Source organism: Streptomyces sp. NPDC058464 (genome assembly GCF_042721035.1).
Taxonomy (GTDB): domain Bacteria; phylum Actinomycetota; class Actinomycetes; order Streptomycetales; family Streptomycetaceae; genus Streptomyces.
In genome coordinates this window covers 1-22,877 of record NZ_JBHXMA010000035.1, presented here as the reverse complement: position 1 = coordinate 22,877, position 22,877 = coordinate 1, and the positions used below count along the sequence as shown (strand labels likewise).

General features: G+C 70.1%; 18 protein-coding genes and 2 tRNA genes. 13 read left to right on the top strand and 7 right to left on the bottom strand.

Going from position 1 to position 22,877, the window contains the following annotated elements; translation table 11 throughout:
• Window positions 1-185: 185 nt before the first annotated feature.
• Window positions 186-1,406 (bottom strand): ROK family protein, encoded by a 1,221-nt coding sequence (locus tag ACFWPQ_RS36885; RefSeq protein ID WP_384044808.1) that lies wholly within the window; start codon window positions 1,404-1,406, stop codon window positions 186-188.
• Window positions 1,407-1,847: 441 nt separating this feature from the next.
• Here ACFWPQ_RS36885 and ACFWPQ_RS36880 point away from each other — a divergent pair, with 441 nt between their 5' ends.
• Window positions 1,848-2,432, top strand: a complete 585-nt coding sequence (locus ACFWPQ_RS36880) for a biotin transporter BioY (RefSeq protein WP_384044805.1) — start codon at window positions 1,848-1,850, stop codon at window positions 2,430-2,432.
• 65 nt (window positions 2,433-2,497) lie between these two features.
• Here the strand turns inward: ACFWPQ_RS36880 and ACFWPQ_RS36875 are convergent, their stop codons facing one another.
• Entirely contained in the window at window positions 2,498-3,229 is a 732-nt protein-coding gene (locus tag ACFWPQ_RS36875) for an LPXTG cell wall anchor domain-containing protein (protein WP_384044802.1), read from the bottom strand.
• A 270-nt stretch (window positions 3,230-3,499) separates the two neighbouring features.
• On the opposite strand from ACFWPQ_RS36875, the gene ACFWPQ_RS36870 reads away from it, so the two are divergent.
• The gene (locus ACFWPQ_RS36870; RefSeq protein ID WP_384044799.1) at window positions 3,500-5,245 is read left to right on the top strand and encodes a protein kinase; all 1,746 of its coding nucleotides are present in this window, start codon (window positions 3,500-3,502) and stop codon (window positions 5,243-5,245) included.
• Between the two features lie 3 nt (window positions 5,246-5,248).
• Here the strand turns inward: ACFWPQ_RS36870 and ACFWPQ_RS36865 are convergent, their stop codons facing one another.
• The gene (locus ACFWPQ_RS36865) at window positions 5,249-6,694 is read right to left on the bottom strand and encodes an amino acid permease (protein WP_384044796.1); all 1,446 of its coding nucleotides are present in this window, start codon (window positions 6,692-6,694) and stop codon (window positions 5,249-5,251) included.
• A 205-nt stretch (window positions 6,695-6,899) separates the two neighbouring features.
• Between ACFWPQ_RS36865 and ACFWPQ_RS36860 the strand changes: the two genes are divergently transcribed.
• Both ACFWPQ_RS36860 and ACFWPQ_RS36855 read left to right on the top strand, forming a co-directional pair.
• Window positions 6,900-7,385, top strand: a complete 486-nt coding sequence (locus ACFWPQ_RS36860) for a ribose-5-phosphate isomerase (RefSeq protein WP_361294379.1) — start codon at window positions 6,900-6,902, stop codon at window positions 7,383-7,385.
• Window positions 7,386-7,807: 422 nt separating this feature from the next.
• Complete coding sequence (locus ACFWPQ_RS36855; protein ID WP_384044793.1) at window positions 7,808-8,614, top strand: Fpg/Nei family DNA glycosylase; 807 nt, start codon at window positions 7,808-7,810, stop codon at window positions 8,612-8,614.
• Between the two features lie 22 nt (window positions 8,615-8,636).
• Here ACFWPQ_RS36855 and ACFWPQ_RS36850 read toward each other — a convergent pair whose 3' ends face one another.
• Complete coding sequence (locus tag ACFWPQ_RS36850) at window positions 8,637-9,878, bottom strand: GNAT family N-acetyltransferase (RefSeq protein ID WP_384044791.1); 1,242 nt, start codon at window positions 9,876-9,878, stop codon at window positions 8,637-8,639.
• A gap of 174 nt (window positions 9,879-10,052) precedes the next feature.
• On the opposite strand from ACFWPQ_RS36850, the gene ACFWPQ_RS36845 reads away from it, so the two are divergent.
• Window positions 10,053-11,216, top strand: a complete 1,164-nt coding sequence (locus tag ACFWPQ_RS36845) for a PP2C family protein-serine/threonine phosphatase (RefSeq protein WP_384044788.1) — start codon at window positions 10,053-10,055, stop codon at window positions 11,214-11,216.
• 250 nt (window positions 11,217-11,466) lie between these two features.
• Complete coding sequence (locus ACFWPQ_RS36840) at window positions 11,467-11,916, top strand: HD domain-containing protein (RefSeq protein ID WP_384044786.1); 450 nt, start codon at window positions 11,467-11,469, stop codon at window positions 11,914-11,916.
• Between the two features lie 15 nt (window positions 11,917-11,931).
• Here the strand turns inward: ACFWPQ_RS36840 and ACFWPQ_RS36835 are convergent, their stop codons facing one another.
• Window positions 11,932-13,074, bottom strand: a complete 1,143-nt coding sequence (locus tag ACFWPQ_RS36835; RefSeq protein ID WP_384044785.1) for an acyltransferase family protein — start codon at window positions 13,072-13,074, stop codon at window positions 11,932-11,934.
• A 460-nt stretch (window positions 13,075-13,534) separates the two neighbouring features.
• Here ACFWPQ_RS36835 and ACFWPQ_RS36830 point away from each other — a divergent pair, with 460 nt between their 5' ends.
• Complete coding sequence (locus ACFWPQ_RS36830; RefSeq protein ID WP_089107496.1) at window positions 13,535-13,729, top strand: hypothetical protein; 195 nt, start codon at window positions 13,535-13,537, stop codon at window positions 13,727-13,729.
• A gap of 90 nt (window positions 13,730-13,819) precedes the next feature.
• Here ACFWPQ_RS36830 and ACFWPQ_RS36825 read toward each other — a convergent pair.
• Window positions 13,820-13,890 (bottom strand) — tRNA-Gly (locus tag ACFWPQ_RS36825).
• A gap of 174 nt (window positions 13,891-14,064) precedes the next feature.
• Here ACFWPQ_RS36825 and ACFWPQ_RS36820 point away from each other — a divergent pair.
• From ACFWPQ_RS36820 to clpX, 5 genes are all read left to right on the top strand, one after another.
• Window positions 14,065-14,141: transfer RNA gene (locus tag ACFWPQ_RS36820), tRNA-Pro, on the top strand.
• 188 nt (window positions 14,142-14,329) lie between these two features.
• Window positions 14,330-15,733 carry a trigger factor gene (gene tig / locus ACFWPQ_RS36815; RefSeq protein ID WP_384044782.1) on the top strand — a complete coding sequence of 468 codons (1,404 nt, stop codon included), beginning with the start codon at window positions 14,330-14,332 and terminating at the stop codon, window positions 15,731-15,733.
• Between the two features lie 400 nt (window positions 15,734-16,133).
• On the top strand, window positions 16,134-16,742 hold the full coding sequence (locus ACFWPQ_RS36810; protein WP_351701107.1) for an ATP-dependent Clp protease proteolytic subunit: 609 nt from the start codon (window positions 16,134-16,136) through the stop codon (window positions 16,740-16,742).
• 67 nt (window positions 16,743-16,809) lie between these two features.
• Window positions 16,810-17,475: an ATP-dependent Clp protease proteolytic subunit gene (locus ACFWPQ_RS36805; protein WP_351691078.1), complete on the top strand. Its 666-nt coding sequence runs from the start codon at window positions 16,810-16,812 to the stop codon at window positions 17,473-17,475.
• A gap of 202 nt (window positions 17,476-17,677) precedes the next feature.
• A complete protein-coding gene (clpX, locus tag ACFWPQ_RS36800) occupies window positions 17,678-18,964 on the top strand; it encodes an ATP-dependent Clp protease ATP-binding subunit ClpX (RefSeq protein WP_093503035.1) in 1,287 nt (428 codons plus the stop codon).
• 78 nt (window positions 18,965-19,042) lie between these two features.
• On the opposite strand, the gene ACFWPQ_RS36795 is transcribed toward clpX, so the two are convergent.
• Window positions 19,043-20,017, bottom strand: coding sequence for a hypothetical protein (locus ACFWPQ_RS36795; RefSeq protein WP_384044779.1), 975 nt, complete (start codon window positions 20,015-20,017; stop codon window positions 19,043-19,045).
• 137 nt (window positions 20,018-20,154) lie between these two features.
• Between ACFWPQ_RS36795 and ACFWPQ_RS36790 the strand changes: the two genes are divergently transcribed.
• The gene (locus tag ACFWPQ_RS36790; protein WP_384044776.1) at window positions 20,155-22,812 is read left to right on the top strand and encodes a valine--tRNA ligase; all 2,658 of its coding nucleotides are present in this window, start codon (window positions 20,155-20,157) and stop codon (window positions 22,810-22,812) included.
• Window positions 22,813-22,877 lie beyond the last annotated feature (65 nt).

Genomic DNA, 22,877 nt, shown 5'->3' with positions numbered 1-22,877 from the left:
CGGGGAGAAAAGCAGCAGAAAGGCAGGGCGAATTCCCGGCGACGGAAGGCCGGAAAGAGAGATCTCACGCAGAGGGAAATGCGCGCCCGGGGCGCGTCAAGACGTCAGCAACAGAGGGTGCGACAGGTCATGAGATGGATGTTCCTTGCCGTGTGCGACGGCTGTCAATATTCCGAGTTTCTGAATTAAATAAGCTCTGGTGACAGGGCCGGAGCCGCCGTCCGGGCCGCCGTGCAGGAGGCGCTCAGCGGGTCCCGGTACAGCACGTCCAGGACCACCGAACCGCCCGCCACCGCCAGCACCGAGGCCCCGAAACTGGTCGGCGCGACCACGGCCGCCCGCTCCGTCCCGACCGCCTCGCGCAGCGCGCGCAGACAGTCCTCGCGGTACAGCACGCCGACCTCGGTGACGACCACGCTCTCCGGGTTGAGGACGTCGAGCAGCAGCGCCGCCGCCCGCCCGGTCAGCCGCGCCCGCTCCACCAGCAGCCCCGCGGCCGCCGGATCGCCGGCCCCGGCCGCCGCGAGGACGTCCATCGGGTTGCCGCTGTCCGTCACCCCGGCCGCCCGGGCCCGCCGCACCAGCGTGCGCTCGCTGAGCTCCACCTGGAGGCAGCCGGTGCGTCCGCAGTCGCAGGGCTCCGTGCCGCCCGGCACCGGGAGATGGCCGATCATGCCGGCCTGGGAGCGCGGGCCGTGGTGCACCTCGTCGCCGGTGGCGAAGGCCGCGTCGACCACGTTCCCGACGAACAGGTGCAGCACGCTCCGGCTGCCCCGGGCCCGCCCGAAGAGCCGCTCCCCGTTGACCAACGCCCGCGCGTGGCCGTCCACATGGACCGGCAGCCCGGTGTGCGCGCCGAGCAGCTCGCGCACCGGCACCTCGCGCCAGCCCAGCAGGGGGTGCTCCACGACGGTCCCGGAGTCCCGGTCGACCCAGCCGCCGACGGCGACCCCGACGCCCAGCGGCCGGCTGCCGGGCACCTCGTCGAGCAGCGCGGCGAGCCCGGCGGCGGCGCGCGCCAGCACCCCGCGCGGGTCGGTGGAGCGGTGCTTCAACTCCCGCCGTACGAGGACCCGCCCGCGCAGGTCGAGCAGGGCGACCGTGGTGTACGGCACGGCCACGTGCACCCCGCCGACCACGAACCGCGAGTCGTCCAGGTCGACCGGGACATGCGGGCGGCCCACACCCTTGACGCGCTGCGGCGCCTCGGTCTCCCGGATCAGACCGAGTTCGGTGAACCGGGCGCAGTAGTCGGTGACGGAGGCCGGGGACAGCCCGGTCAGCCGGGCGATGGTGGAGCGGGCGACCGGCCCGTGCTCGAGGACCGAGCGCAGGACCACACTGGCGCTGGTCCGCCGCCGGTCACGGGGCGCGAAGGTGGGCGGGGGTGCCGCGGTACGGGGCATGGGAAACCGTCCTCGGGAACGGGGCCGACACGTCTCGGACGTCGAGGCGCGCCGGACCGGTCTCCCGCCGCGCGGCCTCAGGGCGTACGGCGACAGGTGGCAGCCCCCTGACGTCGCAGGTCGACATAGCGACGCGACGTGAAGTTCCGGGACTGGGCGACCATGTCCGAAAGCGTAGGCCAGAAACCTTGAATCCCACCAGACCACTGGGATTCGATTGGTGGAACTCCACAGGCCTGTTCAACGCCGTTGACGTGACTGAAACATCCCTGCCTCAGTGATCGGCGTCACCCCGTACCGCGTGTAACCCACATCCTTTGTGGGGAGCCCACCAAGTGCCGCTTCCGGCCTTTGTCGACCGCTGACGTGTCCGGCTCAGACCTGCCGGGATAGCGTCACGGTGTCCCTGTCCGTCCGCCCACCCCACCTCGCGGAGACCCCATGAGCACCGCCACCGCCGCCGCGTCGACCCGCACCGGCACCGTCCTCGCCGACCTCCTGCCCGCGTCCCGGGTGCGCGACGTGGCCCTCGTGGCCGGCGGCGCCGCGCTCACCGGCCTCGCCGCCCAGATCGCCGTCCCGGTGCCCGGCTCCCCGGTCCCGGTGACCGGCCAGACCTTCGCGGCCCTGCTCGTCGGCACCGCCCTCGGCGCCCGCCGCGGCCTGCTCTCCCTCGCCCTGTACGCGCTGGCGGGCCTCGCGGGCGTGCCCTGGTTCGCGAGCGGCACCTCCGGAGTCTCCGTCTCCTTCGGCTACATCCTCGGCATGATGCTCGCCTCCGCCGTCGTCGGCGCCCTGGCCCGGCGCGGCGCCGACCGCGGTGTGCTGCGGATGGCGGGCACGATGCTGCTCGGCGAGGCGATCATCTACGCGATCGGCGTGCCCTACCTGGCGTACGCCGCCGACATGTCCGCGTCCGCGGCGATCGCCGCCGGCCTCACCCCGTTCCTGATCGGCGACGCGGTGAAGGCGGCCCTCGCGATGGGCGCGGTCCCCACGGCGTGGAAGCTCGTCGACAAGCGCTGACCCCGCACCACCGCAGCGGGGCCCGGGATGCTTCGGCACCCCGGGCCCCGCTGTCGTACCGGGTGTTACGACCGTTGCCGCGGCCGCCGCTGCGACCACCACACCCCCGCCGCCCCGGCCGCGATCAGCGCCGCGCCGGCCGCGCCGAGCGGCAGCACGTCCCGTCCCGCGCCGGTCTTCGGCAGCTGGTCGCCGCTCGGTCCCACCGGCTTGTTGTCGGTGCCGAGCAGCAGCGGGGTGGCCGGGGCGTTCGGCGACGGGTTCGTCGTACCGAACGGCACCGGGCCCTGCTGCCAGAACGTCTTCTTCCCGTCCGTGCTCTGCACGGGCAGGCAGATCTTCCCGGTCTTCCCGAGATCGAACGTGGCGTCCACGGCGTACGACTTCGACTTGCCCGCGCCGAGCGCCCCGACGGAACAGCTGAACGCACTGTTCGAACCGGCCGGCAAATCCTTTGCCGCGAGAGCGTCGCAGCCCTGCACGCCGGTGACCTTCAGGCCGTCGAAACCGACCACCAAAAGCCTGATGTCGCCGCTCTCCTTGGTCCCTTCGTTCTTCACGGTGGCGGTGATCGCCGTCTTCTGCGAACTGTTGTCGACCGAGATCTTCTCGGGCAGCGTGGTCGTCAGCCTCACACCGTCGGCTGCCTGGTCAACCGCCTTTCCCCCCTTGCTGCTTCCGGGCCCCTGGTCGTCGGCGACGGCCGTGGACGGCAGGATCATCACGGCCGAAAAAGATGCCGTCACCAGTGATCCCGTGACCACAGCCAGCCGCCGGGCCGTACGACGAGAACTCATGTTCGTCCCCCTTGCAACCCCCTGGACCGCGCCTGAATTCGCGGCCACTTGAAGAGGTACCACAAGATTTCTCCGCACTATGCTGGTACGGCCGTAAGTGTGACCATTGTGTGTCAGCAGGGGCGGTCGTTGAGGGGGTGCAGCGAATTGCCGGGTAATTCAGGGAATTCGGGGAACTCAGGGAGTTCGGAGGGGCCAGGGAATTCAGGGAATTCAGTTGGTGCGGGGAGTCCGGAGAGCGCGGGGCAGGGTGGGGTTCCCGGGCTGCTGGTGACCGGCCGCTACCGGCTGGCCGAGAGTATCGGGCAGGGCGGGATGGGGCGGGTGTGGCGGGCCGCCGACGAGACGCTCGACCGGCAGGTCGCCGTCAAGGAGATGCGGATCGACGGCCTCGACGCCGAGGACACCCGCACCCGCCGCGAACGCACCCTGCGCGAGGCCAGGGCCACCGCCCGGATCGACCACCCCAACGTCGTGCGGGTCTACGACGTCGTCGACGAGGGCGACCGCCTGTGGATCGTCATGGAGCTGGTCAACGGCCGCTCACTGGAGTGGATCATGGCCGAGGAGGGGGCGCTGAGCCCGCGCGCGGCGGCCCGCATCGGCCTCGGCCTGGTGGCGGCGCTGCGCCAGGTGCACGCCGGGGGAGTGTTGCACCGCGACATCAAACCCGGGAACGTCCTCGTCGAGAACACCGCAGGCAGGGTCGTCCTCACCGACTTCGGCATCGCCGCGATCCAGGACGCCAAGGCGCTCACCATGGTCGGCATGCTCGTCGGCTCCCCCGACTACATGGCACCCGAGCGGATCTCCGGCCGCCCGCAGGGCCCGCCGTCCGACCTCTGGTCGCTCGGCGCGACCCTGTGCGCGGCCCTCGGCGGCCGCTCCCCCTTCTCCCGCGACACCACCCTGGCGACCCTGCACGCGGTCCTCTACGAGGAGCCCGAACTCCCGCCCACGGCAGGCCCGTTGCACGACCTGCTGGCAGCACTCCTGGAGAAGGAACCGACGACGCGACCAGGCCTGGAGGAGGTGGAACAGGAACTGCGCCCGGTCGCGTACCCGACCCGGACCCCGACGGAGCGCCATCCGGCCCCACGCCCGGCGGAACGCCCGACCCCGGCGTACGTGGTGCACCTCCCGGCCCCCGAGGACGAACGCCCCCAGCCACCGCCGACGGAGATACAGCCGTCCCCGCCGGTCAGCGCATCCACAGAGGCCCCCTCGGAACCCCGCGCGGAGGTCCGCTCGGAAACCCCGTCGAGCCGTCCGACGGCCCCGACACTCCCGACCCGCCCTCAGGCGAGCCCTGCCTTACAGCGCCCCGACAGTCAACGCCCCGAAAGGGGCGCGGGGAACGGCGCGACCAGCCACAACGCACCCGCACCGCCCCACCACCGCAAGGCCCCCAAACGCACAACTCTCCTCGCCGTACTGGGAACCGCAGCGGTAGCCACCGCCCTCGCCATCCTCCTCACCACCACAACAGGCGGCGGCGAAAGCAACAAAGCGACCGGCAACTCCTCAACCCCCTCGACCTCGACGCCCACTTCATCGGCGCCCACAGTCGAGGGCACCGCCCGCCCCCGCTCCCTCCCGCCCGGCGCCCACGAGGAGGCCGGCGGCTTCGCCTGGGCGCCGCCCACCGGCTGGCGCAGGGACGTGAAGACGGGCGCGGAGGTCCACTACACCTCCCCCGACGGCAGCCAGGAACTCGTCGCCAAGTCCTCACTCGCCCGCGGCAACCTCATGGACACCTGGAGCGCCTCCGAACGCAGCGCCCACCAGGGCCAGGACTACACCAAGATCCGGCTGGTCGAGACGACCTTCCGCGGCCACCCGGCGGTGGTCTGGGAGTACACCTTCACCCTCAGGGGCACCCCGTGGCACGCACGGCTGCTGGGCTTCGACGCCGACGGCAAGTCGTACCAGATCAACACCTGGTACCAGCCGGCGGTCGAAGCCCAGGCCGTGCGGACCTACGAGCAGGTGAAGGAGAGCTTCACCCTGCTGTGAGGGTCAGCCGACGGACACCTTGTCGGCGGGCTCGGCGGCCACCGGGGCGGTACGGCCGTCCGTCACCTTCTGCTTCACCACGGCGACCGCGACCACCGCCGCCGCGACCAGCAGCGAGAGCAGCACGGTCGTACGACCGCTGCTCTCGCCCTCCGTGTCGGTCAGCATGTAGCCCAGCACGAACACGATGAGACCGGCCGTCGCCCAGGTCAGGTACGGGTACAGCCACATCTTCACGACGAGCTTCTCCGGCGCCTCGGCCTGGATGATCTTCCGCATCCGCAGCTGCGAGAAGCAGATGACGAGCCAGACGAACAGGGCCACCGCACCGCTGGAGTTGACGAGGAAGAGGAAGACGGAGTCCGGGAACCGGTAGTTGAAGAACACGGCGACGAACCCGAAGACGACGGACGCGACGATCGCGGCCAGCGGCACACCGCGGGCGGTGGTCCGCGCGAACGCCTTCGGCGCGTCGCCCCGCTGCCCGAGCGAGAAGGCCATCCGGGAGGCCGTGTACAGGCCGGAGTTGAGGCAGGACAGCACGGACGTCAGCACGATGACGTTCATGATCTGACCGGCGTGCGCGATGCCGAGGGAGTCGAGGGCGGCGACGTACGAGCCCTTCTCCTTGATGGACGGGTCGTTCCACGGCACCAGCGAGACCACGATCAGGATCGAGCCGAGGTAGAAGACGCCGATCCGCCAGATGATGCTGTTGGTGGACTTGGTGACCGCGCGCTGCGGATCCTCCGACTCGCCCGCGGCCAGGGTGGCGATCTCGCTGCCCATGAAGGAGAAGACGACGAGCAGCACGCCGGTGAGGATGGTGCCGGGGCCGTGCGGCAGGAAACCGCCGTGGCCGGTGAGGTTGGAGAAGCTCGCCTGGTCGGTGTCCGCGCCGGGCAGCACGCCCAGCACCGCCAGCAGGCCGACGACGATGAACGCGCCGATCGCGACGACCTTGATGCCGGCGAACCAGAACTCGAACTCGCCGTAGGAGCCGACGGAGACCAGGTTGGTGGCGGTGAGCACCGTCATCACGATGAGCGCCCAGCCCCACTGCGGTACGGCCGGGATCCAGCCTTCGAGGATCGTGGCACCGGCGGTCGCCTCGACCGCCAGCACCACCACCCAGAAGAACCAGTACAGCCAGCCGATGGAGAACCCGGCCCAGCGGCCGAGCGCGCGGTCCGCGTGCGCGGAGAACGATCCGGAGGTGGGGTTCGCGGCGGACATCTCGCCGAGCATCCGCATCACCAGCACCACGAGCGTGCCGACGAGTGCGTACGACAGCAGGATGCCGGGGCCTGCGGTGGCGATGCCGGTACTGGAGCCGACGAAGAGGCCGGCGCCGATGACACCGCCGATGGCGATCATCGACAGATGCCGGTTCTTGAGTCCTGCGTGGAGACCGTCCCGGGGACCGTCGTGGGGACCGTTGGCAGTCATGGGGGGAATTCCTTTGTGCCGGGTGAGCGGGCTCTCGCACGAGCGGCGTACGAGTCGGTCCAGTGAAACGGAGGTGGACTGATTCCTGAACCTTTGAATCCAGATCGTTACTTGAGGTTTTCCTGAGGTTCTGTAGTGTTACTCACAATTTCCGGGGCGCGGCCCCGCCCCTGCCCTGCGCCCGCCGCCATGTCACACTCATCCCATGCGCGTGTATCTCGGCTCCGACCATGCGGGCTTCGAACTCAAGAACCACCTCGTCGAGTGGCTGAAGGCGGCGGGCCACGACCCCGTGGACTGCGGCCCCCACATCTACGACGCCGACGACGACTACCCGCCCTTCTGCCTCCGCGCGGCCGAGCGGACGGCGGCCGACCCCGAGGCCCTCGGCATCGTGATCGGCGGCTCCGGCAACGGTGAGCAGATCGCCGCGAACAAGGTGAAGGGCGTGCGGGCGGCGCTCGCCTGGAGCGAGGAGACCGCGTCGCTCGGCCGACAGCACAACAACGCGAACGTCGTCGCGGTGGGCTCGCGCATGCACACGGAGGACGAGGCGACGAAGTTCGTCGAGACCTTCCTGAACACGCCGTTCTCCGAGGGCGAGCGGCACATCCGCCGCATCGACATGCTCACGGCGTACGAGACGACGGGCGACCTCCCGCCGATCCCGGCGCACCACCCCCAGCCGTAGCGTTTGCCCACCCACCCACCCGACTCGGTTGCCTGAGAGGCGAGGCAGCCGGCAGACCTTCGCCCCCGGGCCGGTGGCACCTGACCGCGCAGTTCCCCGCGCCCCTTCGGGGCGCTGCCGATGGCGACGCAGTCCTGTGCTGCTTCGGGGGCGCTGCCGCTGACGATGGCGGCGCAGCCCTGTGCCGCTTCGGGGGCGCTGCCGCTGACGATGGCGACGCAGTCCTGTGCTGCTTCGGGGGCGCTGCCGCTGACGATGGCGACGCGGCCCTGTGCCGCTTCGGGGGCGCTGACGGCGGCCGGGGCGACGCAGTCCTGTGCCGCTTGCGGGGTGCTGCGGTCCGGGTCGGGGTTTTCCGGCCCTTCGACGTTCACTCCTCCACTGACCGAGTCGGGTGGGTGGGTGGGAAAGGAATCACCTCAGTGCCAGAGGGGCACACGATCCACCGGCTCGCGCTGGACTACCGTCGGTTCTGCGGCGGACCCGTACGCGTCACCAGCCCGCAGGGCAAGTTCTCCGACGCCGCGGAGCTGATCGACGGCGCCCCCCTCACCCGTACCGAGGCCCACGGCAAGCACCTCTTCCTCGGCTTCCGCGACAGCGACTGGGTGCACATCCACCTCGGCCTCTTCGGCAAGGTCGCCTTCGGAGACGCCCCCGCGCCCCCGGCCACCGACACCGTCCGCCTCCGCCTGGCGAACCCCGCGGCCTACGTCGACCTGCGCGGCCCCACCACCTGCGCCCTGATCACCGACGCCGAGAAGAACGCCGTACACGCCCGCCTCGGCCCGGACCCGCTCCGCGCCGACGCCGACCCGGACGCGGCGTACCGCAGGATCTCCCGCAGCCGTACGACGATCGCCGCCCTGCTGATGGACCAGAAGGTCATCGCCGGTGTCGGGAACGTCTACCGCGCCGAGGTCCTCTTCCGGCACGGGATCGACCCGTACCGCGCGGGCAGGGACATCACCCCCGCCGAGTGGGACGGCGTCTGGGCCGACCTCGTCGGACTCATGCACGAGGGCGTCCGGAACAACCGCATCGACACCGTCCGGCCCGAGCACACCCCGGAGGCGATGGGCCGGCCGCCGCGCGTGGACGACCACGGCGGCGAGGTGTACGTCTACCGCCGGGCCACCCTGCCCTGCCACCTCTGCGGCACCGGCATCCGCACCGCCGACCTCGCCGCCCGCAACCTCTTCTGGTGCCCCACCTGCCAGAAACGCTGAGAGCGGAAACGCCGAGCGCGCGCTAGAAGCCGTGCGGCAGCCACGGCGGCACCGGTGAGCCGAACGCCACCGACGCCTCCGCCAGCGCCCCCGGCCGCAGTTCGCCCACCCGCCCGGCCCGCGCCAGCGACAGCAGGGACACGCCACCGAGGTACGCCGCCCCCAACTCCCGTACCGACAGCGCCAGCTCGGCCGTGTCCGTCGTACGCTCGCAGGACGCCCCCTTGGTGTCCCCGGTGAGCCGCCAACGGCCCGTGTTCCAGGGACAGAAGGCGTCGTCGACCTCCAACACCACGTCCACCGGCGTCTGATAGGTGCGCGCCGCGAGCGCCGCACCGACGTCCACGAGCCGCACGTACCCCATGTCCCGCAGCCGCGTCAGGCAGCGCCGGATGTCGGAGACCTGGTACTGCCAGGCGTCGTCGACCGGCCGCCCCCGTACCGTCAGCTTCGACATCAGGTCGATGCCGAACAGGAACCGCCACAGCGCCGCGTCGCTCGCCGGGTCGAGCGCGGCGAGGTCGTCCAGCGACACCGTGCCGTCGTGCCCGCTCGGCGACCAGCCCAGCTTCGTACGGAACCGGGCGTACCCGGTGACCCGCCCGTCCCGCTCGGCGACCACGCACTGCAGCGCCGACGCACCGTCCCGCCCGCTCTCCGGGTCCAGCAGCCCCGCCCGCTCCCAGCCCGGCTGCCTGGCCAGCATCCCGGGCCGCAGCGGCACCAGCTCCGCGTAGACCGCCTCGCACGCGTCGAGCACCGCGGCCGGGTCGGCGTACCGCAGCCGTACGTCACCGGTGCCGACCGGCACGTCCAGCGTCACCCGGCTCGTGTCGATCTCCGCGTGCAGCTGGAAGGTCGCGGCGCCGTACCCGAAGCGGCCGTAGATCGCCGGCTCGGAGGCGGTCAGCGCGGCCAGCGGCTCGCCCCACTCCCGGATGTCGTCCAGCTGGCGGCGCATCATCGACGTCAGCACCCCGCGCCGCCGGTGCGTCGCGGCCACGCTCACCATGGTGATCCCCGCGGTGGGCAGCACGGCACCGCCCGGCACCGTCATCCGGAACCGGAACGCCCCCGCCGTCCCGACCGGTTCGGACCCGTCCCAGACGGCCAGCGACCGCTCGCACTCGATGAGGGACCGGTCCAGATCGCGCTCCTCGGCAGGTGTCGGACCGGCGCCGAAGGCTCGCACCAGGTGCTCCCACCACCCGTCGAACTCCTCGGGCCGCAGCACCTTCAACTCGGTCGCACGCTCGCTCGCCATACGCCATGCCTACCAGCGCATTGCGGGACGAGCCAGCGAATTTCTCCCGGACGGCGACGCGGGGGCTTCCGGTGAAGTTCACTGTGAAGTCGCACCCGAAGGTGAGCCTCGGACGGGGGACAAGTGGGACCTCCCGTGCCAAGCAGCTGGTCCGATGGATAGGGTCCCGAACTAATGGCAGTAGACCGAGAGCGGCGCGCGAAGGCCGAGACCCTCCCGGCCCGGTGGAAAGTGCAGTGGCACCGGGCCCGCGTCGGCGTGCGCAGAAGCGCCGTGGACTACTTCCGCGGCGACGGCTCCGACTGGATCGCGCTGATCGGACTGCTCCTGACCGTCCCGGTCCTCGCCGCCATGACCCTCGCCAACTCGGTCTGGTTCTCCCCGGCCGCGCTGGTCCTGCCGATCATCGCGGGCGGCCTGCTGCTGCGCCCGGCGAGCCTGCTCGGCCTGTACGCGGCGGCGGCCACCGCCCTGATCGTGGAGTCGGTACGGCTCGGCCCCTACACCGAGGGCCCCTCCCGGGTCACCCCGGGCGTGGTCCTGGTCGTGGCCGCCTGCGGTTTCTTCGGGCTGCTCACCGCCCAGTTCCGCAGCCGGGTCGGCGTGCCCTGGCGGCGCGGCGGCACCATGCTCTTCGACCTGCGCGAACGCATCCGGGTGCAGAGCAAGCTGCCGAAGCTGCCGCCGGGCTGGCACCGCGAGATGGCCCTGCGGCCGGCCGGCGGGCAGTCCTTCTCCGGCGACTTCGTGGTCGCGGCCCGCACGAACAACGGCCGCACGATGGAGGTCGTCCTCACCGACGTCTCCGGCAAGGGCATGGACGCCGCGTCCCGCGCCCTGCTCCTCTCCGGAGCCTTCGGCGGCCTCCTCGGCTCCCTCCCGCCGCACGCCTTCCTCCCCGCCGCCAACGGCTACCTGCTCCGCCAGGACTGGGACGAGGGCTTCGCGACCTCGATACACCTGGTCCTGGACCTCGACTCCGGCGACTACGAGCTGTACTCCGCGGGCCACCCGCCCGGCCTCCAGCTCAGCGCGGGCAGCGGCCGCTGGGAGGAGAAGGCCGCCGAAGGCCCCCTCCTCGGCGTGTACGACGGCGCCCAGTTCGACCCGGTGAAGGGTTCCCTGCGCCCCGGCGACGTCCTGATGATCTTCACGGACGGCCTGGTGGAGACGTCCGACCGCGACATCATGGAAGGCATGGACCGCCTCACGGGAGAGGCCGACCGCTATGTGGCCGGCGGCTTCCACGGCGCGGCCTGGCACCTGATCGAGGCGGTGGCGAAGGACGTCAACGACGACAGGGCGCTGCTGCTGATCTGCCGGGAAGCGGCGAGGTGAGGCAGCCGACGGGGGCTGCGGGCTGTGATTCCCCCGCGGGCCGGTGGGGGTTGCTCGCGCAGTTCCCCGCGCCCCTGACGGGGCGCTGCCCAGCCGCGCCCCATCGAGCCACCCAGCTGCGGGCGCGTCGCAGCAGCTACTCAGCTGCGGGCAGGCGTGCCGCAGGGCGGCACGGGTGGGCACAGCGGCACCCTGCCAACGCCGGTAAGTGACACCCCCCCGCCCCCCCCGGCCACGAGATACTCGCACCGTGACCACCACCCTCACCCTCCCCGAAGTGGAGGCGCTCGCCCGAGCCGCCCACGCCGCGCAGACCGACAAGGCCGGCCGCCCCTACGCCGAGCACCTCGCCGCCGTCGCCCACGGCGTAGCCGCCCGCGGTGGCGACCCGGACCAGATCGCCGCCGCCTGGCTGCACGACTCCGTCGAGGACCACGCCCTCACCGAGGAGTGGCTGGCGACCGCCGCCGTGAGCCCCCGCACGCGGGCCATCGTGCTCGCCCTCACCAAGCACCCCGGCGAGCCCCCGGAGTCGTACGCCCACCGCGTCCTCGCCACGCCCGGCGCCCTGCTCGTCAAGGAAGCCGACCTCGCGCACAACGCCGACCCCGGCCGTCTCGCCGTACTGGACGAGCGCACCCGGAAACGGCTGACCGAGAAGTACGCCCGGATGCGCGCCCTCCTCGGCCTCCCCGCGTAGGCGGAACCCGCGCCGTCACGCGCCGGCCATCTCCCGGCTCCGCGCCCCCCGCTCGCGCTCGCGCTCCCGTTCCCGTTCCCGGGCCAGTTCCGCCGCGTCCCGCCGGAACGCCCACTCCAGCCTCGGCTCCATGGCGAACCGGAACACCCGCCGCACGGGCCGGGTGCACAGCAGCGTCACGCAGGCGCCCGCGAGCGCGGTGACGAGGAGCTCGCCGAGCGGCCGGTGCAGCCACCTCGGGTCGAACCAGCCCGCGTGGACGCCGTACTTCACGACGAAGCCGTGCAGGAGGTAGCCGTACAGCGTGCCCGCGCCCAGTGACGTGAACCACGTCCGGCGGCCCGGTACCCAGGAGAAGAACCCGGCCGTCAGCAGCAGAGAGCAGCCGAACACGGCGAGCACCATCACCGGCCCGCACCACCACGGCGCACCCAGCTCCTGCGCGGCGTCCCGGTGGTAGAACCACGCGGTGTTCATCCGGGGCACGGACCACCAGGAGAACGCCAGCGCGAGGGCGAACACCGGCACCGCGGCGATCCGCACCGGCCACCGGCGCACCAGCCGGAAGTGCTCGGGCCGCAGGCACAGGCCGAGCACGAAGTACGGCAGGAACTGCAGGACCCGCTGCAGGTCGAGGTCGTCACCGATGGACGGGGACACGGACGCCAGCATCGCGATGCCGAAGGCGACCGCAAGGGGATGGCGGACCGCCTTCCACAGGGGCGTGGTCAGGCGCCAGACGAACAGCGCGCACAGGAACCAGGTCAGGTACCAGGGGTCGAGCAGGCTGATGTCCTGGCCGGGGTCGCCGACCACGAAGCGCTGGAAGAGCGAGTAGGCCGTCTCGAACAGGACATAAGGCCCGACGACCCCGGTGACCAGCCGCTTCAGCCGGTCCGGGCGCATGTCGAAGTTCCGGGAGAAGTAGCCGGAGACGATGATGAACGCCGGCATGTGGAAGGCGTACACGACGCAGTACACCGCCTCCAGGACGCGGCTGTCGCCCTTCAGCGGCTCCCATGAGTGACCCATCGCGACGAGCGCGATGGCCAGGTACTTGGCGTTGTCGAAGAACGCGTCGCGCTCCCCGCCCGTCGGCGGCCGGGCCGGGGGACGGGGTGTTCGGTTCTGGCCGGGGGACGTGGCGGCGTCGGACATCTGAGGCACCTTAGCGTCGCCTGTGTGATTTCGTAAAACCGTCGATGTGAATCCCGGTAATCACCGAAGAAGGCCTGTGAACGGGTGGGTGATTTACCGAGGTCGATGCCTGACCGTATGCAGTTCCATGCGGCACTTACACCCGTGATGTCCGCATTAATCCCTGCTAATTAGTGCATAACGCCCGCTGATGGCCTTCCCTTGCCGTGTCTGTGTCAATAATTCGAATTGGCTGCGCGCGTGTTGTGTGGACACCGAAACCATGTCCGTCAATTGCCTTGGATCCAGGGGCGGGTGGGCCCTCGAAATGCGGTGCGGACGGTTGTCGGTGCGCGGTGCATTGTCGACGTTGTGTCACGAACCGCATAGTGCGGCCGGGTTGGTGGCACGATGGATCTGGCGGGGGTGCGGGGCCGTACCCCAGGGCCGGAGAGCGGACCGACCGAGGGTGTGATCAGTTGTGGCCATTTCACTGTCTGTGGTGTTGCTGTTGGCGATCATCCTTGTGGTGATGATGAGAGGGGGGAACATCAAGGCCGGACCCGCCATCGTCGCGGTCCTCTTCGGCTTCTTCCTCGCGTCGACCGGGATGGCCCCCTCCATCCAGCGCTTCCTCGACTCACTGGCCCAGACCATAAATTCGATCAACTTCTGAGCACCGCCGCGTACGCCCGCCGCGCACCCTGCGAAAACGAACAGGGCCAGGGGGAGGAAACATCCTCCGACCTGGCCCTGAACCGTCGAGAGCGGGCGACGGGAATCGAACCCGCGTAGCTAGTTTGGAAGACTAGGGCTCTACCATTGAGCTACGCCCGCACAACACGCGCCGCAGGTCGGTGACCGCGGCACTGGAGGCATCGTAGCGGGTCGTCCGCCGGGTAGGCCAACGTGTTGGTCTGCGCGGATGTCGCGTGGACGTCACGCCGATGCGGGTGAACAAAGCGGCCGACGCAGGCGGCCCGGGCATGTACCCTACGTGTCGCACCGATACGGGGTGTGGCGCAGCTTGGTAGCGCGTCCGCTTTGGGAGCGGAAGGCCGTGGGTTCAAATCCCGCCACCCCGACCACCACCTGACGGCGTCCGTCTTGATCGCCTTTTGGGGCCCTGAGCCGCTGCGGTTACTATGCAAGCTGCGCGCCCGTGTGTCCCGGCTCCCCAGTACGGCGGCCTACGAACTCCTCCGGGCGGCGAAACTCCGCCGGGCCCCTCTGGCGCCGGCAGAACCCAAGAAGTCAGCCACAAGGAGACCGAACCGTGAAGAGCGCCGTGGAGACCCTGAACCCGACCCGGGTTCGGCTCACTGTCGAGGTGCCCTTCGAGGAGCTCAAGGACAGCCTCGACGCGGCGTACAAGAAGATCAACCAGCAGGTCACGGTGAAGGGCTTCCGCAAGGGCAAGATCCCGGCCCGGGTCATCGACCAGCGGTTCGGCCGCGGTGCGGTCCTGGAGGAGGCGGTCAACGACGCGCTTCCGAAGTTCTACACCGAAGCGGTCAACGAGGCCGAGCTGAACCCGCTGGGCCAGCCCGACGTCGACATCACCGAGCTGAAGGACGGCGAGACGCTGAACTTCACCGCCGAGGTCGACGTCCGCCCGGCCCTCGAGATCCCGGACTACTCGGGCATCGAGGTCGAGGTCGACGCCGTCGAGGTCAGCGACGAGGACGTCGAGAAGTCGGTCGAGCAGCTCCGTGAGCGCTTCGCCTCCACCTCCCCGGTGGAGCGCGCCGCCGAGGACGGCGACGTCGTCACCATCGACCTGGAGGCCAAGGTCGACGGCGAGGTCCTGGAGGACGGCATCGCCAGCGGTGTCTCCTACACCATCGGCTCCGGCGAGCTCCTCGACGGCATCGACGACGCCGTGAAGGGCCTGGAGGCCGGTGGCGAGGCCACCTTCACCTCCGAGCTCAAGGGCGGCTCCGCGGCCGGCCGCGAGGCCGAGGTCACCGTCAAGGTCACCCAGGTCGCCGCCCGCGAACTTCCCGAGCTGGACGACGAGTTCGCGCAGCTCGCTTCTGAGTTCGACACCCTGGACGAGCTCAAGGAAGACAGCCGCAAGCGTCTCGCCAACATGAAGACGTACGACCAGGCCACGCAGGCCCAGGAGCGCGTCCTGGAGAAGCTCCTGGAGCTCGTCGAGGTGCCCGTCCCCGAGAAGCTGCTCGAGGACGAGATCAACACCCGCAAGCACAACCTGGAGCACCACCAGCTCGGCCAGATGGGCCTCGACCTCGCGAAGTACCTGGAGATCCAGGGCAAGACCGAGGAGGAGTTCGAGACCGAGACCCGCGAGGCCGCGGTCAAGGGCATCAAGACCCAGTTCGTCCTCGACGAGCTGGTCAAGGTCGAGAAGCTGAACGTCAACCAGGAGGAGCTCACCGAGCACCTCATGCGGCGCGCGGCCTCCTCCGGCATGTCCCCCGACCAGTTCGCCCAGGCCGTCGTCGAGGGCGGCCAGGTCCCGCTCCTGGTCGGCGAGGTCGCCCGCGGCAAGGCCCTGGCCGTCGTGGTCGAGGCCGCCACGGTGAAGGACACCAACGGCGAGATCGTCGACCTGGACGACGAGGACGAGGACGAGACCCAGGCGGAGGCCCCCGAGGCCGCCGCCGAGGCCACGGACGCCTCGGACGCCTCCGCCGAGGAGAAGACCGAGGGCTGAGCCCTATTGCGCCCGTAACGGCGTACAGGGGGCTCCTGGGCACTGTCCCGGGGGCCCCTTCGTCATCCCCTGGGCTGCAGCAGCGCGCCCCGAAGGCGGCGCAGCCGCCGCTGGGGGCGCGGGGCTGTGTTTGACATGCGGCTACCGCCGCGTGGGCGCGACCAGCCCCCACGCGCCCGCACTCGCCCACCCACCGTCACGGTCACGGCGGGCCGACAGCGGCCCTGCCACCGGAGGCACCCGCACTACGCCCCCGGCGAACAGCCCTGTTACCGGGATTCCCCGAAGGGACCATCGCGTTAGGGTCCATGAGTACGAGGGCAGCCAAGCCCCCGGCTACGGAAACGTGAGACGGCCCGGCGCCGTCGTAAGACGAGCAGGTGGATACGTGACGAATCTGATGCCCTCAGCCGCCGGCGAGCCTTCCTTCGGCGGTGGCCTCGGCGACCAGGTCTACAACCGGCTGCTCGGCGAGCGGATCATCTTCCTGGGCCAGCAGGTGGACGACGACATCGCCAACAAGATCACCGCGCAGCTGCTGCTGCTCGCGGCCGAGCCCAACAAGGACATCTTCCTCTACATCAACAGCCCCGGCGGCTCGGTGACGGCCGGCATGGCGATCTACGACACCATGCAGTTCATCCCGAACGACGTGGTCACCATCGCCATGGGCATGGCGGCCTCGATGGGCCAGTTCCTGCTCACCGGCGGCACCGCGGGCAAGCGCTTCGCCCTGCCGCACACGGACATCATGATGCACCAGGGCTCCGCGGGCCTGGGCGGTACGGTCTCGGACATCAAGATCCAGGCCCAGTACCTGCTGCGCACCAAGAAGACCATGTCCGAGCTGACCGCCCTGCACTCCGGCCAGACCGTCGAGACGATCGTCCGCGACGGCGACCGCGACCGCTGGTTCACCCCGGAAGAGGCCAAGGAGTACGGTCTCATCGACGGGATCATCACGCATGCCTCCGGTGTTCCGGGAGGCGGCGGCACCGGCGCCTCCTGAGCCCGGCCACGCCACGCTCCGCCGAGACTCCAGCCCCCCGAACGCCACCAGGACGGTGAACACCCTCATGAGCAACATTCCCGGCGCCGCTGACGCCCGCTACGACGGGCCCCGGCCCGACGCCCGCTACGTCATCCCGCGCTTCGTCGAGCGCACCTCCCAGGGCATCCGCGAGTACGACCCGTACGCGAAGCTCTTCGAGGAGCGCGTGATCTTCCTCGGCGTCCAGATCGACGACGCCTCCGCCAACGACGTCATGGCGCAGCTGCTGTGCCTGGAGTCGATGGACCCGGACCGGGACATCTCGATCTACATCAACAGCCCGGGCGGCGACATGACCGCCCTCACGGCGATCTACGACACGATGCAGTTCGTGAAGCCCGACATCCAGACGGTCTGCATGGGCCAGGCGGCCTCCGCCGCGGCCATCCTGCTGGCCGCCGGCACCCCCGGCAAGCGCATGGCGCTGCCGAACTCGCGTGTGCTGATCCACCAGCCGGCCGGTTCCACCGGCCGCGGCCAGCTCTCCGACCTGGAGATCATCGCCAACGAGTTCACGCGGATGCGTGAGCAGCTGGAGGACATGCTGGCCAAGCACTCCAACCGGCCGATCGAGCAGGTCCGCGAGGACATCGAGCGCGACAAGATCCTCACGGCCGAGGAAGCGCTCGAGTACGGCATCGTGGACCAGATCATCTCCACCCGGAAGATGAACAACGCGGACGTCCGCTGACAGAGGCCGCTGACAGAGAATGTATTCTCTGCCGCCCTTGGCCCGGTTTGACTGCGCGCACCACAGGGTGCACGTCAAAGTGAACCGTGCCAAGGGGGGCCCGTACGGAGGGCCCGGCAAGGTACCGTCGACATAAGGCAGCACCAGGAGCCGCTGGATTCGAGAGAGTCCAGGCGTCTCCCAGGCGAAGGGGAAGCACACCGTGGCACGCATCGGTGACGGCGGCGATCTGCTCAAGTGCTCGTTCTGCGGCAAGAGCCAGAAGCAGGTCAAGAAGCTCATCGCAGGGCCCGGTGTGTACATCTGCGACGAGTGCATCGATCTCTGCAACGAGATCATCGAGGAGGAGCTCGCCGAGACGAGCGAGGTGCGCTGGGAGGAACTCCCGAAGCCCCGCGAGATCTACGAGTTCCTGGAGGGCTACGTGGTGGGCCAGGAGCCCGCCAAGAAGGCCCTCTCGGTCGCGGTGTACAACCACTACAAGCGGGTCCAGGCCGGCGAGAACGGCGGCGCCCAGGGCCGCGACGACGCCATCGAGTTGGCGAAGTCCAACATCCTGCTGCTGGGCCCCACGGGCTCCGGCAAGACGCTCCTCGCACAGACCCTGGCCCGCATGCTGAACGTCCCGTTCGCGATCGCCGACGCCACCGCGCTGACGGAGGCCGGCTACGTGGGCGAGGACGTGGAGAACATCCTCCTCAAGCTGATCCAGGCCGCGGACTACGACGTCAAGAAGGCCGAGACCGGGATCATCTACATCGACGAGATCGACAAGGTAGCCCGTAAGAGCGAAAATCCTTCGATCACGCGAGACGTCTCCGGCGAGGGTGTGCAGCAGGCCCTTCTCAAGATCCTCGAGGGCACCACGGCCTCCGTCCCGCCGCAGGGCGGCCGCAAGCACCCGCACCAGGAGTTCATCCAGATCGACACGACGAACGTGCTGTTCATCGTGGGCGGTGCGTTCGCCGGCCTGGAGAAGATCATCGAGTCCCGGGCGGGCGCCAAGGGCATCGGCTTCGGCGCGACGATCCGCTCCAAGCGGGAGCTGCAGTCCAAGGACCAGTTCGAGGACGTCATGCCCGAGGACCTGGTCAAGTTCGGCATGATCCCGGAGTTCATCGGCCGCCTCCCGGTCATCACCTCGGTCCACAACCTGGACCGCGAGGCCCTGCTGCAGATCCTCATCGAGCCGCGCAACGCGCTCGTCAAGCAGTACCAGCGCCTCTTCGAACTCGACGGCGTGGAGCTGGACTTCGAGCGCGAGGCCCTGGAGGCCATCGCCGACCAGGCCATCCTCCGCCAGACCGGCGCGCGAGGCCTGCGCGCCATCATGGAAGAGGTCCTCATGTCGGTGATGTACGAGGTCCCGTCCCGCAAGGACGTGGCCCGCGTCGTCATCACGGCCGACGTCGTCCACTCCAACGTCAACCCGACCCTGATCCCGCGCGACGCGCGAGGCCGGGGCGCGGGGGAGCAGAAGTCGGCGTAACCCCTCGACACCGAAGCGCCGGGCCCTCCTCGGAGGACCCGGCGCTTTCACGTGTGCCGTTCTCGCGTGTGCCGACGGCTACTTGGCGACGCGGACCGCACTCCGCACATCGGCCGCGATCTTCGCCGACTCGTCCAGGGTGTACGTCTTCACACCCGCCGTCGGCTCCACGATGCCGATCGTGCTGTAGTCCGACCAGATGCACATGTACGCCGTCTGGTCCTTGCCGGTGAGCTGGCTCTTGCCCGTCGCCTGCTGGCACTTCATCACCGCGCCGTCCAGACCGGCGGGCGAGACGGACTGCGCGTCGCCGACCAGCTTCACGTCGTCGTCGGAGCCGCTGTTCGCCTTCATCTGGGCGAAGGTGGTGTCCAGCGCCGCCTGCGGGTCCTTCACCGAGCCGTACACGCCGAAGAAGGTGAAGTTCTCGGCGGTCTGCGCCTTGGCCACGCTGGTCGGGTCGGTGGTGTCGAGCGAGCTCAGGTCGATGGTCGAGTAGAACGCGCCGACCGAGGTGGCGTCGGTGACACCGGCCTTGGCGAGGTCCTTCGCGTCGCTCGAACTCGCCTTCTCCTCCGAGGAGTCGCCGTACCGCTTGTACTTGCCGGACAGCACGGAGGCCGGCGCGGTGAGCTTGTGCGGTCCGTCGTCCTCGATCGAGCCGGATCCGCTGCCGCCGAGCACGAAGTACGCCCCGACGCCGATCGCCGCCACCACGGCGACCGCGCCGATGACCAGCCCCGTCTTCTTCTTCCCGCCCCCGGGAGCCGGCGGCTGCGGAACGCCGTAGGGAGGCTGGCCGTAGGGCGGCTGCTGGCCGTACGGGTTCGGCTGCGGGGGAACGCCCTGCTGCGGGTAGCCGTAACCCGGCTGCGGCGGCTGCTGCCCGTAGGGCCCCGGCTGCGGCGGGGCCGCCGGCGGAGTCTGCTGCGGGTAGCCGTAGCCGGGCTGGGGCGCCTGCGGCGGCTGGCCGTACGGACCCGGCTGCTGCCCGTACGGTCCCGGCTGCTGAGGCGGCGGCCCTCCGTACGGGCCCGGCTGGTTGTAGCTCATCTCTGGGTTCCCCTCCAGATGCTTATGTGTTCCCGACATCCTGGCTCAGTCACAGGGAACTCACGGCACGGGGGTGCCCACCGTTACAGAACAAACGCGTTTCGGGACAGTGCCGGGACACCCCTAAACTGGGGCCCGTGACCGAGAACGCTCAGCAGCAGCCCACAGCGCCCAGCACCGAACTGCCGACCCAGTACGCGCCGGCCGACGTAGAGGGGCCGCTGTACGAGAGCTGGGTAGAGCGCGGTTACTTCGCGGCCGACGCCAAGAGCGACAAGCCCGCGTACACCATCGTCATCCCCCCGCCCAACGTCACCGGTTCCCTGCACCTGGGCCACGCCTTCCAGCACACGCTGATGGACGCGCTGACCCGCCGCAAGCGCATGCAGGGCTTCGAGTCGCTGTGGCTGCCCGGCATGGACCACGCCGGCATCGCCACCCAGAACAAGGTCGAGCAGCAGCTCGCCGAGGAGGGCAAGTCCCGTCACGACCTCGGCCGGGAGGCGTTCGTCGAGCGCGTCTGGCAGTGGAAGGAAGAGTACGGCGGCAGGATCCTCGGCCAGATGCGCCGGCTCGGCGACGGCGTCGACTGGGACCGCGAGCGCTTCACCATGGACGAGGGCCTCTCCAAGGCCGTCCAGACCATCTTCAAGAAGCTCTTCGACGACGAGCTGATCTACCGCGCCGAGCGCATCATCAACTGGTGCCCGCGCTGTCTGACGGCCATCTCGGACATCGAGGTGGAGTACCAGGAGGACGACGGCGAGCTGGTCTCCATCAAGTACGGCGAGGGGGACGACACACTGGTCGTCGCCACCACGCGTGCGGAGACGATGCTCGGTGACACCGCGGTCGCCGTCCACCCGGACGACGAGCGGTACCGGCACCTCATCGGCAAGCGCATCAAGCTCCCGCTGACCGACCGCTCGATCCCCGTCGTCGCGGACACGCACGTCGACCCGGAGTTCGGCACGGGTGCCGTCAAGGTCACCCCGGCCCACGACCCGAACGACTTCGCGATCGGCCAGCGCCACGGCCTGGAGTCCATCACGGTGATGGACGAGCGCGCGATCATCACGGTCCACGGCCCCTTCGAGGGACTCGACCGCTTCGAGGCGCGTTCCGCGATCGTCGCGGCGCTGCGCTCGCAGGGCCGGATCGTCGCCGAGAAGCGCCCGTACGTCCACAGCGTCGGCCACTGCTCGCGCTGCCAGACCACCATCGAGCCGCGCCTGTCCATGCAGTGGTGGGTCAAGGTCGGCCCGCTGGCGCAGGCGGCGGGCGACGCGGTCCGCGACGGCCGGGTCGAGATCCACCCCGCCGACATGTCGAAGCGCTACTTCGACTGGGTCGACAACATGCACGACTGGTGCATCTCGCGCCAGTTGTGGTGGGGCCACCGGATCCCGGTCTGGTACGGCCCCGAGGGCGAGGTCGTCTGCGTCGGCCCCGACGAGGAGCCGCCCGGCACCGAGGCGGAGGGCTGGACCCAGGACCCCGACGTCCTGGACACCTGGTTCTCCTCCGGCCTGTGGCCCTTCTCGACCCTCGGCTGGCCCGAACGCACCCCGGATCTCGAGAAGTTCTACCCGACCGACGTCCTGCTCACGGGCCACGACATCATCTTCTTCTGGGTCGCCCGGATGATGATGTTCGGCCTCTACGCGATGGACGGCGAGGTCCCCTTCAGGACCATCGCCCTGACCGGCCTGGTCCGCGACCAGTTCGGCAAGAAGATGTCGAAGTCCTCGGGCACGGCCGTCGACCCGCTCGACTGGATGAACCAGTACGGCTCCGACGCCGTCCGCTTCACCCTGGCCCGCGGCGCCAACCCCGGCACCGACGTGCCGATCGGCGAGGACTGGGTCCAGGCGTCCCGGAACTTCGCCAACAAGATCTGGAACGCGACCCGCTTCGCCCTGATGAACGGCGCGACCGTCGAGGGCCCGCTCCCGGACCCTGCCGAGATGTCGGCGACGGACCGCTGGATCCTCTCCCGCCTCAACAAGACGGTCGCCGAAGTCGACGCGTTCTACGACGACTTCCAGTTCGCCAAGCTGTCGGACTCCCTCTACCACTTCGCGTGGGACGAGGTCTTCGACTGGTACGTCGAGCTGTCCAAGACCACCTTCCAGGCGGGCGGCCGGGGCGCCGAGGTCTCCCGGCGCGTCCTCGGCGAGGTCCTCGACGTCACCCTGAAGCTGCTCCACCCGGTCGTCCCGTTCGTCACGGACACCCTGTGGACGACGCTGACCGGCGGCGAGTCGGTCGTGATCGCCGACTGGCCGTCCACTGTGCAGGTTCCTGGTGCTGACGCACCGGGCGGCTTCCGGGACGACGCGGCCGAGCGGGAGATCGAGAGCCTTCAGTCCGTCATCACCGAGGTCCGCCGCTTCCGCGCCGACCAGGGCCTGCAGCCCGGCCAGCGGGTCCCGGCCCGCCTCACCCTGGACGGCACGGCCCTCGCCCCGCACGAGGCGGCCATCCGCCAGCTGCTGCGCCTCCAGCCGGAGGGCGACGCCTTCGCGGCGACGGCCACCCTTCCGGTCGCCGGCGCCGCGGTCGCGCTCGACCTCTCCGGCACCATCGACGTGGCGGCCGAGCGCAAGCGCCTCGCGAAGGACCTCGCCGCCGCGGAGAAGGAGAAGGCCCAGGCGACGGGCAAGCTGGGCAACGAGGCGTTTTTGGCGAAGGCCCCGGACAACGTGGTGGAGAAGATCCGGACCCGGCTCGCCAAGGCCGACGAGGACATCGCCCGTATCCAGGCCCAGCTGGACCGCCTTCCGCAGGCGTAGCCGAGCGGTCTCTGCAGGCGTAGCCGAAGCGTCCCCGCAGGCGTCCGGCAGCCCCTTCCCAGGGG

Bases quoted from the DNA above. Each gene is read 5' to 3' on its own strand.
- ACFWPQ_RS36885 (WP_384044808.1), bottom strand. From the start codon at position 1,406: ATGCCCCGTACCGCGGCACCCCCGCCCACCTTCGCGCCCCGTGACCGG.
- ACFWPQ_RS36880 (WP_384044805.1), top strand. From the start codon at position 1,848: ATGAGCACCGCCACCGCCGCCGCGTCGACCCGCACCGGCACCGTCCTC.
- ACFWPQ_RS36875 (WP_384044802.1), bottom strand. From the start codon at position 3,229: ATGAGTTCTCGTCGTACGGCCCGGCGGCTGGCTGTGGTCACGGGATCA.
- ACFWPQ_RS36865 (WP_384044796.1), bottom strand. From the start codon at position 6,694: ATGACTGCCAACGGTCCCCACGACGGTCCCCGGGACGGTCTCCACGCA.
- ACFWPQ_RS36860 (WP_361294379.1), top strand. From the start codon at position 6,900: ATGCGCGTGTATCTCGGCTCCGACCATGCGGGCTTCGAACTCAAGAAC.
- ACFWPQ_RS36850 (WP_384044791.1), bottom strand. From the start codon at position 9,878: ATGGCGAGCGAGCGTGCGACCGAGTTGAAGGTGCTGCGGCCCGAGGAG.
- ACFWPQ_RS36845 (WP_384044788.1), top strand. From the start codon at position 10,053: ATGGCAGTAGACCGAGAGCGGCGCGCGAAGGCCGAGACCCTCCCGGCC.
- ACFWPQ_RS36835 (WP_384044785.1), bottom strand. From the start codon at position 13,074: ATGTCCGACGCCGCCACGTCCCCCGGCCAGAACCGAACACCCCGTCCC.
- ACFWPQ_RS36810 (WP_351701107.1), top strand. From the start codon at position 16,134: ATGCCCTCAGCCGCCGGCGAGCCTTCCTTCGGCGGTGGCCTCGGCGAC.
- ACFWPQ_RS36805 (WP_351691078.1), top strand. From the start codon at position 16,810: ATGAGCAACATTCCCGGCGCCGCTGACGCCCGCTACGACGGGCCCCGG.
- ACFWPQ_RS36795 (WP_384044779.1), bottom strand. From the start codon at position 20,017: ATGAGCTACAACCAGCCGGGCCCGTACGGAGGGCCGCCGCCTCAGCAG.